This is a genomic window from Variovorax sp. Varisp85 (genome assembly GCF_047304045.1).
Taxonomy (GTDB): domain Bacteria; phylum Pseudomonadota; class Gammaproteobacteria; order Burkholderiales; family Burkholderiaceae_C; genus Variovorax.
On sequence record NZ_JBGLYN010000079.1, the window covers coordinates 22,019 to 31,251 of the forward strand.

Genomic DNA, 9,233 nt, shown 5'->3' on the forward strand with positions numbered 1-9,233 from the left:
CCGGCGCGGCAGCAGCGTTACTGCTCCTCGCCCCAGGCGAACCCGTCGCGCGCAATCATCGCGCTCGACGCACTCGGGCCCCAGGTGCCGGCCGCATAGGGGCGCGGGCCGCCGTCCGATTCCCAGCTGTCGATCAGCGGCTCGACCCAGCGCCAGGCTTCTTCCTGCTCGTCGCTGCGCACGAACAGGTTGAGGCGGCCGTCGATCACGTCGAGCAGCAGGCGCTCGTAGGCGCCCACGCGCTCGGCGCCGAAGCGCTTGTCGAAGTCGAGGTCGAGCTGAACCGGCGCCAGTTGCGCGGCGTTGCTGTGGCCGTTGCCGCCACGCTGCCGGTTGTCCTGGGCCTGCGCGAGCATGTGCAGTTCCAGCCCGTCCTTGGGCTGCAGGTTGATCACCAGCTTGTTGACGTTGCCGGTCGGCGCGCGGTAGATCGCATGCGGCGTGGGCCTGAAGTTGACCTCGATGCGCGCATCGCGCGAGGCCAGCCGCTTGCCGGTGCGGATGTAGAAGGGCACGCCGGCCCAACGCCAGTTGGCGATTTCGGTGCGCAGCGCCACGAAGGTTTCGGTGCGGCTATCGGGGTTCACGCCGGGCTCGTCGCGGTAGCCCGGCACGCGCTCGCCGTAGGCCGTGCCGGCCGTGTACTGGCCGCGCACCGTGTGCAGGCCCAGCGTTTCGGGCGTCCAGGGCTTGAGCGCGCGCAGCACCTTGAGCTTTTCGTCGCGGATGGCGTCGGCGTGCGAGTTGATCGGCGGCTCCATGCCGATCGCGCACAGCAACTGCAGCGCGTGGTTCTGCACCATGTCGCGCAGCGCGCCGGTCTGGTCGTAGAAGGCGCCGCGCTTTTCCACGCCCAGGTCCTCGGCCATGGTGATCTGGATGTTGGCGATGTGCTCGCGGCGCCAGATGGGCTCGAACAGCGCATTGCCAAAGCGCATGGCGAACAGGTTCTGCACCGATGGCTTGCCGAGGTAGTGGTCGATGCGAAAGACCTGCTTCTCCTCGAGCACCTTGCCGACCGCGGCGTTGATCGCGCGGTTGGAGGCGAGGTCATGGCCCAGCGGCTTTTCGAGCACGATGCGCGTCCTCGGCCCGTTGAGGCCGGCCGCGGCGATCTGCTCGACCACCTGCGTGAAGAGCGCGGGCGCCGTGGCGACGTACATCACGATCGTCTTCGCGTCGCGCTGCTTGAGCAGGTCGGCCAGCCGCACATAGTCGTCGGGCTTGGACAGGTCCATGCGCAGGAAGTGCAGCATCGACGCGAACTTCTCGAACTCCTCGGGGGAGGGCCGCTTGGCGCCCTCGACCGCGCTGAAGCGCGACTGGATCAGTTCCCGGTACTGGTCGTCCGACAGGTCGTCCCGCGCCACGCCGACGATGCGCCCGTCTTGCGGCAGGCTGCCGTGCCGGAATGCCTGGAACAACGCGGGCATGAGCTTGCGCCACGCCAGATCGCCAGTGCCGCCGAACAGAACGAGATCGAAGCTCATGAAAAACTTTCCTTTGTCTGAATGCCGAGCAGGTCGTGGGCCGCCGAGAGGGCCACATGCGATGGTACTTGTACCGATTCGCCCGACCTGTACTAAAGCTACGCTGACCTGTGGCCGCGAGGCCTTTTTTTATGCATGAGGCGGAGAAAATTCAAATGAAGAAGCTTTTTACCGCAGCCGCGCTGCTCGGGTTGTCGGCCGCCGCGTCGGCGCAGACCGTCAACGTGATCTGTTCGGTCCAGGCCGAGTGGTGCAGCGTGATCTCCACCGTCTACGCGCGCACCACCGGTGTGCGCATCAACATGGCGCTCAAGGGCTCCGGCGAGGCGCTGGCCCAGCTGATCGCCGAAAAGGACAACCCCAAGACCGACGTCTGGTTCGGCGGCACCGGCGACCCGCACCTGCAGGCGGCCGAGCAGGGGCTCACGCTCGAATACAAGTCGCCCACGCTCTCGCAGCTGCACCCCTGGGCCCAGCAGCAGGCCAGGCAGTCGGGCTACAAGACCGTCGGCATCTACTCGGGTCCGCTGGGCTTCGGCTACAACCCCGAGCTGCTGGCCAAGAAGAAGCTGCCCGTGCCCAAGACCTGGGCCGACCTGCTCAAGCCCGAGTACAAGGGAGACATCCAGGTGGCCAACCCGGCCTCCAGCGGCACGGCCTACACCATGATCGCCACGCTGGTGCAGCTGATGGGCGAGGACAAGGCCTTCGACTACCTGAAGGCGCTGCACAAGAATGTCGGCCAGTACACCCGCTCGGGCACCGGCCCGATCAAGGCGGTGGCGCGCGGCGAAACCGCGATTTCCATCAGCTTCGTGCATGACGGCCCCGGCGAGAAGATGCAGGGCTTCCCGGTCGAGACCATCACGCCGAGCGACGGCACCGGCGCCGAGATCGGCTCCATGAGCATCGTCAAGGGCGCGCGCAACCTCGAGGCGGCCAAGAAGTTCTACGAGTGGGCGCTGACGCCCGCCGCGCAGGAGCTCGGCGCCGCCAACAAGCAATTCCAGCTGCCGAGCAACGTGAACGCCAAGCTCGACCCGCGCATCCCCGACTTCAAGAAGATCAAGTTCATCAACTACGACTACGCCAAATATGGCGCGAGCACCGAGCGCCGGCGCCTGATCGCGCGCTGGGAAAAAGACGTCAATTCGCTGCCGCGCTGAGTGGCTGCGCATTTGATCGACACCGGCGTGCCGGTCAATCCGGCGTCACTGGCCGCGGCCAGGCGCTCGCAGCGCTGGATCTGGGCATGGGTCGCGCTGGGCCTTGCCGCGTACCTGCTGCTGCCCTGGTATGCGATTCAGGACGCGACCTGGTACGAAGCCGTTCCTCAGGTGTTCGGCCAGGCGGAGGGTGCCAACGGCCTGATGCAGGCGGCGACGCAGGGTCGGGGCTGGCTCTTCGTCGGCCTTGCTGGGCTGCTGATGTGCGCGGTAGGTGCGTGGCTGCCTGCTGGCCGCAGCCAGGGACGCTGGCTGCTCGCGGGTGGCGCGGTCGGCGCCATCGGGCTGGCCGTGACAGGCTTCGCGATCGGCGCGCGGGGCTGGAGCTTCGCGGCGCTCAACACGCAGTTCGGCGATCTGGCCGTCAACCAGTTCGGCATCGGCGCGGGCGGCTTCGTGGCGCTCACTGTGCTCGTGCTGCTGGCCGCCTTCGGCATCGCGCGGCTCGGCCTTTTCAAGGGTGACCTGTTCGTGGCGGCCGCGGTCATCGGCTGCGGCGTGCTGATGGCGCTGTTCATCGCCTACCCGGTGAGCAAGGCGCTGTCGGGCGCGTTCTTCAACGAGGACGGGCAGTGGTCGATCGCCGCGTTTGTCGCGCGCGTGTTCACCGAACGCATCTGGGGGCTGGGGTGCCTTTCCGGCGGCGTGCGCTGCGGCGTGGCGTGGAACACGCTGGTACTGGCCCTGCTCACCGCGGCCGGCACGACCTTTCTCGGCACGCTAATGGCGCTGATGGCCGAGCGCGGCAGCAAGCGCGGGCAAGGCGCGCTGCGGGTGCTGGCGCTGCTGCCGATCATCACGCCGCCGTTCGTGGTGGGCCTCGGCCTGATCCTGCTGTTCGGCCGCGCCGGCATCGTCAACCAGGTGCTGGAGAACGTGTTCGGCATCGAGCCCACGCGCTGGTTCTATGGCATGCCGGGCGTGCTGGTGGCGCAGCTGTTCGCGTTCACGCCCATCGCCTTCATGATCATGCGGGGCGTGGTGCAGGGCATTGCGCCAAGCCTCGAGGAAGCCGCGCAGATGCTGCGCGCCGACCGCCGCCGCACCTTCTTCACCATCACGCTGCCCCTGCTGAAGCCGGGGCTGGCCAACGCCTTCCTGGTGGGATTCATCGAGAGCATCGCCGACTTCGGCAACCCGGTGGTGGTGGGCGGGCAGTTCTCGGTGCTGTCGACCGACATCTTCTTCGCCATCGTCGGCGCGCAGTACGACCAGGGCCGCGCGGCCTCGCTGGCCTGGGTGCTGACGCTGTTTGCGCTCGGCGTGTTCGCGCTGCAGCGCGGCGTGCTCGGCAAGCAGAACTACACCACCGTGAGCGGCAAGGGCGACGCCGGCATCCCGATGGCGCTGCCCGACGGCGTGCGCCGCACCATCCAGTGCATCGCGCTGCCGTGGATCGCGTTCACCGCGGTGGTCTACCTGTTCGCCTTCGCGGGCGGCTTCGTGCAGACCTGGGGGCGCGACTACAGCTTCACGCTGAACCACTTCAGGAACGCGTTCTCGCTCGAATGGGGGCAGTTCGGGCTGGTGTGGGCGGGTACGGCATGGAACTCGCTGATCACCACGCTCAAGCTCGCGGGCATCTCGGCGCCCATCACTGCGGCGCTCGGCCTGCTGATCGCGTGGCTGCTGGCGCGCAACGAGTTCAGGGGACAGGGGCTGTTCGAGTTCGGCGCGCTGCTGGCCTTCGCCATTCCGGGGACGGTGCTCGGCGTGAGCTACATCCTGGCCTTCAACGTGCCGCCATTCGAGCTCACGGGCACGGGGCTCATCATCGTGCTGTGCTTCATGTTTCGCAATTTGCCAGTGGGCGTGCGGGCGGGCACGGCGGCCTTCAAGCAGCTCGACCGCTCGCTCGACGAAGCCTCGCTGATGCTGCGGGCATCGACCTCGCAGACGCTCTTCAAGGTGGTGCTGCCGTTGCTGAAGCCCGCGCTGGTGGCCGCGCTGGTCTACAGCTTCGTGCGCGCGATGACGACGGTGAGCGCGGTGATCTTCCTGGTCACGGCCGAGAACGAGCTGGCCACCACCTACATCATCGGCCGCGTCGGCAACGGCGACTACGGTATCGCGCTGGCGTACTGCACGGTGCTGATGATCCTGATGTCGCTGGCGATTGCACTGGTGCAGTTCGTGGTGGGAGAGCGAAAGCTGGGACGACGAGGGGCCACGCCGCAGCATCAGGGACATCACAAAATGGAAGGCCTGGCATGAACGGCATCGAATTCCGCAACGTCACCAAGCGCTACGGCACCGACAGGAACGCGCCGCTGGCCGTCAAGGGCATCAGCTTCGAAGTGCCGGTCGGCACGCTCACCACCATCCTCGGCCCGTCGGGCTGCGGCAAGACGACTACGCTGCGCATGATCGCGGGGCTCGAGTCGCCGACCTCTGGTTCGATTTTCATGGGCGGGCGCGACGTCACCACGCTGGGGCCGGCCGAGCGCAACGTCAGCATGATGTTCCAGAGCTACGCGCTGTTCCCGCACATGAACGTGATCGAGAACGTGGGCTACGGGCTGCGCATGAGCGGCGTGAAGAAGGACGAGGCCACCGCGCGGGCACGCGAGGCGTTGCGCGGCGTGGGCCTGGTCGGCTTCGACGAGCGGCTGCCCAGCGAACTCTCGGGCGGCCAGCAGCAGCGCGTGGCGCTGGCGCGCGCGCTGGTGCTGGAGCCGGCGGTGCTGCTTTTCGACGAGCCGCTCTCCAACCTCGACGCCCGCCTGCGCCGCGAGATGCGCGAGGAAATCCGCGCGCTGCAGCAGCGCTTGAAGCTGACCGTGGCCTACGTCACGCACGACCAGAGCGAGGCGCTGGCCGTGAGCGACCAGATCATCGTGATGGACCACGGCGTGATCGCACAGCGCGGCACGCCCGAGCAGCTCTACGGGCGGCCCGAGAGCGAGTTCGTCGCTGGTTTCATGGGCGAGGCGATGGTGTTCCCCGCCACGGCGCAGGCCGACGGCAGCGTGGCGCTCGGCCCGCTGCGCCTGCAGCCGCGCCATGCGGTGGCACCCGGCACGGTGAAGGTTGCGGTGCGTCCCGAAGCCTGGCAGATCGGCGCCGCGGACGCGGGCAGCGGCCTGCCGGCCACGCTGCGCAAGGCGGCGTACCTCGGCAGCTTCTACGAATACGGCTTCGACACCACCCTGGGGCCGGTCTTCGTGGTGTCGAACGACCTGTCCCGTCCGCTGGCGGCGGGCGCGCAGGCCACGCTGTCGCTGGGAGCCCACGGCGTGAGCGTGGTGCCCGGTGCATGAAACAATGGCGCCATGAACGTGGTTTTCGACCTGGGCGCCGTGCTGTTCGCATGGGAGCCCACCCGGCTGGTACAGGCCCATCTCGCGCAGCACGCGCCCACTGAGGCCGCCGCGGTCGCCATGGGCCGGGCACTTTTCCATCACGACGACTGGACGGGTTTCGACTGCGGCACCCGCACGCTGGACGATGCCATCGCCCGCATGTCGGCCCGGCTCTCGCTGCCGGCCGGGCCGCTTCGCACCATGCTCGAAGGACTGGGCGAGCGGCTGGAGCCGATCGGCGTCACGGTCGACATGCTCGAACAGCTGGTCGCGCACCGCGAGGCCGGCCAGCCGCTGCGCCTGTACTACCTGTCGAACATGCCTGCGTCGTACGCCCGCGCCATCGAGCGCCGGCATGCGTTCATGCAGCGCTTCGACGGCGGCGTGTTCTCGGGCGACGTGAAGTTCCTCAAGCCCGAGCGCGAGATCTACGAGGTGCTGGCGATGCGCTACGCGCTCGATCCGCAACAGACCGTGTTCATCGACGACTCCGCCGCCAACGTCGAGGCGGCGCGCGCCTTCGGCTGGCAGGCCATCCACTGCACCACGCCGGCCATGCTGCCGTCGCAGCTGCAGCGCTATCTACCGGTCAGCACCACCTTGTCGGTGTCGAACCCCAGGCTGCTGGCGTAGTCCAGCTCGGCCTTCAGCACCGCGTCGTCCAGGCGCGGCGCGCGCGACAGCACCCAGAGGTATTCGCGGTCGGGCGTGCCGACGAGCGACACCTCGTAGTTGCGGTCGAGCTTCAGGATCCAGTAGTCGCCCCAGACCATGGGCAGCCAGCTAAGCCAGGCGGGCGCAAAGCGCACTTGGAGTCGGCCCGCGCCGGGCTGGCCTGCCACGGGCACCACGCGCGCGGTGCCGGTCGCCTGGTCGAAATTGCCGTCTGCGCGCGCGCAGCGGTTCACGACCTGCACGGTGCCGTCGGGCTGGAGTGTGTACTCGGCGGTCACGGGGCCGGCGCAGGCTTTCTGGAAGCGGTTCGGCAGCCGCGCCTGCTCGTGCCAGATGCCGGCATAGCGCCGCAGGTCGACCGGCGCCACCACCTGCAGCGGAGCCCGCATCAGCGGTGCGCCGTCGGCCGGGCCGGCCGGTTGCACACGCGCGGTACGCGAAGCTTGGAGGGCCAGCCAGGCCGCGGCGCCGCCCATGACGAAAGCGGTGGCCATGGTGCCGATCGCCGCGCTGGTGCGGCGGTCGTCGAAGGGCTGGCCGTCGGGAGGCGCGGGGCCGCGTTGGCGATGGGACATGGGGGGCTCCTGGCTGAAAATTTCGGCGTGGAGCGCAGCGTAGCCCCGGGCGGGCGGCCGATGCCGTCAGCCGCGGACCACAGCCGGTGTAGGGCAGGGCGGCTGACAACCCTGTACGCAACAGGCTGATAGAGCGGCGGAAAACCCGTGCTACGGTGCGCATGAAAACATCGGCCCACGCGCAACTGCGTGCAGGACTTGTCACAACCCGCACTGGATAATCATTTCATGAACCAACTCGATGCCCTCCGCCAGTGGACCACCGTCGTCGCCGACACCGGTGACTTCAAGCAGCTCAGCGTTTCCAGGCCGCAGGACGCGACCACCAATCCGTCGCTCATCCTCAAGGCCGTGCAGAAGGCCGAATACCGGCCGCTGCTCGATGAAACCGTGAAGAAGCACGCCGGCAAGCCGCTCGATGAGGTCATCGATCGCCTGCTGGTGCGCTTCGGCAGCGAAATCCTCTCGATCATCCCGGGCCGCGTGTCGACCGAGGTCGACGCCCGCTTGTCCTTCGACACGGCCGCGACCGTGGCGCGCGGCGAGCGCATCGTGGCGCTCTACAAGGCCGAAGGCATCGACACCGAAAAGCGCCTGCTGATCAAGGTGGCCTCCACCTGGGAAGGTATCGAGGCGGCGCGCGAACTCGAGAGGAAGGGCATCCGCACCAACCTCACGCTGCTGTTCTCGTTCGCGCAGGCCGTGGCTTGCGGCGCGGCCGGCGTGCAGCTCATCTCGCCCTTCGTGGGCCGCATCTACGACTGGTACAAGAAGTCGGCCGGCGCCAAGTGGGATGAAGCAGCCAGTGCCGGCGCCAACGACCCGGGCGTCAAGTCGGTGCGGGAAATCTTCAACTACTACAAGCAGCACGGCATCAAGACCGAGGTGATGGGCGCGAGCTTCCGCAACGTGGGACAGATCCAGGCGCTGGCTGGTTGCGACCTGCTGACCATCAGCCCCGAGCTGCTGGCCGAGTTGGCCGCCAGCAACGAACCGCTGCAGCACGCGCTCGACGCCAAGGCCGCACCCGGGGGCGACATCGCCAAGGTCAGCTACGACGAGGCGGGCTTCCGCTTTGCGCTGAACGAAGATGCCATGGCCACCGAGAAGCTCGCGGAAGGCATCCGCGCCTTCGCAGCCGACGCTGTGAAGCTCGAAAAACTCATGCAGGAAAGCGGCAAGTAAACATGGCCATGACCCTTCGCTGCGACCATGCGCCGGCCTGGGCGCAACTCCAGTCCAGCTTCGAAACGGCGGGCCGCCAGTTCGACGTGCGCCATGCCTTCGTGGACGACGCGAACCGCTTTGCGCGTTTCAGCCAGGAGGCGCCGTATGTCTTCGCCGACCTGTCGAAGAACCTGGTCGACGCACGCACCGAGGAGCTGCTGCTCGCGCTGGCCCGCGAATGCGGCCTCGAGGCGCACCGCGACGCCATGTTCGCGGGCGAGCACATCAACGTCACCGAAGACCGCGCCGTGCTGCACACGCTGCTGCGCGCGCCGGCCGATGCGCCGACCGGGCCCAAGACCGCGAACGAGCTGCGCGAGGTGCACGCCACGCTCGATGCGATGCTGGCCTATGCAGAGAAGGTGCGCGGCGACCACACGATCACCGACGTGGTCAACATCGGCATCGGCGGCTCCGACCTCGGCCCGCAGATGGCGGTGCTGGCGCTGGCCGAGTTCGCCGCGCCGGGCAAGCGATTCCACTTCGTCTCGAACGTCGACGGCCACGAGCTGGCCGGCGTGCTGCAGGGCCTGGCGCCCGAGCACACGCTGTTCCTCATTGCCTCGAAGACTTTCACCACGGCCGAGACGATGACCAACGCGCAGTCGGCCAGGCGCTGGTACGAGCAGTCGGGCGGCACCGACATCGCGGGCCACTTCGCGGCGCTCACCACCAACGTGGAAGCGGCGAAGAAGTTCGGCATCGACACCACCTTCGGCTTCTGGGACTGGGTGGGCG

7 protein-coding genes and 1 pseudogene are annotated in these 9,233 nt (G+C 68.0%); 6 read left to right on the plus strand and 2 right to left on the minus strand.

Annotation, left to right across the window (positions count from 1 at the left end; all coding sequences use genetic code 11):
* Window positions 1-17: 17 nt before the first annotated feature.
* The gene (zwf, locus tag ACCC97_RS24720; protein WP_413315194.1) at window positions 18-1,490 is read right to left on the minus strand and encodes a glucose-6-phosphate dehydrogenase; all 1,473 of its coding nucleotides are present in this window, start codon (window positions 1,488-1,490) and stop codon (window positions 18-20) included.
* Window positions 1,491-1,645: 155 nt separating this feature from the next.
* On the opposite strand from zwf, the gene ACCC97_RS24725 reads away from it, so the two are divergent.
* Genes ACCC97_RS24725 through ACCC97_RS24740 form a run of 4 tightly spaced genes read left to right on the plus strand, consistent with a single transcriptional unit; the run spans window position 1,646 to window position 6,651 of the window.
* Window positions 1,646-2,656, plus strand: a complete 1,011-nt coding sequence (locus ACCC97_RS24725; protein WP_042673464.1) for an ABC transporter substrate-binding protein — start codon at window positions 1,646-1,648, stop codon at window positions 2,654-2,656.
* Window positions 2,657-2,668: 12 nt separating this feature from the next.
* Window positions 2,669-4,930 carry an ABC transporter permease gene (locus tag ACCC97_RS24730; RefSeq protein WP_413335590.1) on the plus strand — a complete coding sequence of 754 codons (2,262 nt, stop codon included), beginning with the start codon at window positions 2,669-2,671 and terminating at the stop codon, window positions 4,928-4,930.
* Window positions 4,927-5,976, plus strand: coding sequence for an ABC transporter ATP-binding protein (locus tag ACCC97_RS24735; protein ID WP_007834001.1), 1,050 nt, complete (start codon window positions 4,927-4,929; stop codon window positions 5,974-5,976). Before ACCC97_RS24730 ends, ACCC97_RS24735 begins: the two co-directional genes overlap by 4 nt.
* Window positions 5,977-5,988: 12 nt before the next feature.
* Window positions 5,989-6,651: an HAD family hydrolase gene (locus ACCC97_RS24740; protein WP_007834003.1), complete on the plus strand. Its 663-nt coding sequence runs from the start codon at window positions 5,989-5,991 to the stop codon at window positions 6,649-6,651.
* Here ACCC97_RS24740 and ACCC97_RS24745 read toward each other — a convergent pair.
* Complete coding sequence (locus ACCC97_RS24745; RefSeq protein WP_413335588.1) at window positions 6,597-7,268, minus strand: lipocalin family protein; 672 nt, start codon at window positions 7,266-7,268, stop codon at window positions 6,597-6,599. The genes ACCC97_RS24740 and ACCC97_RS24745 overlap by 55 nt on opposite strands.
* A gap of 228 nt (window positions 7,269-7,496) precedes the next feature.
* Between ACCC97_RS24745 and tal the strand changes: the two genes are divergently transcribed.
* Window positions 7,497-8,453, plus strand: a complete 957-nt coding sequence (tal, locus tag ACCC97_RS24750) for a transaldolase (RefSeq protein WP_007834007.1) — start codon at window positions 7,497-7,499, stop codon at window positions 8,451-8,453.
* A gap of 2 nt (window positions 8,454-8,455) precedes the next feature.
* Window positions 8,456-9,233, plus strand: a pseudogene (locus ACCC97_RS24755) (glucose-6-phosphate isomerase); the annotation flags it as partial.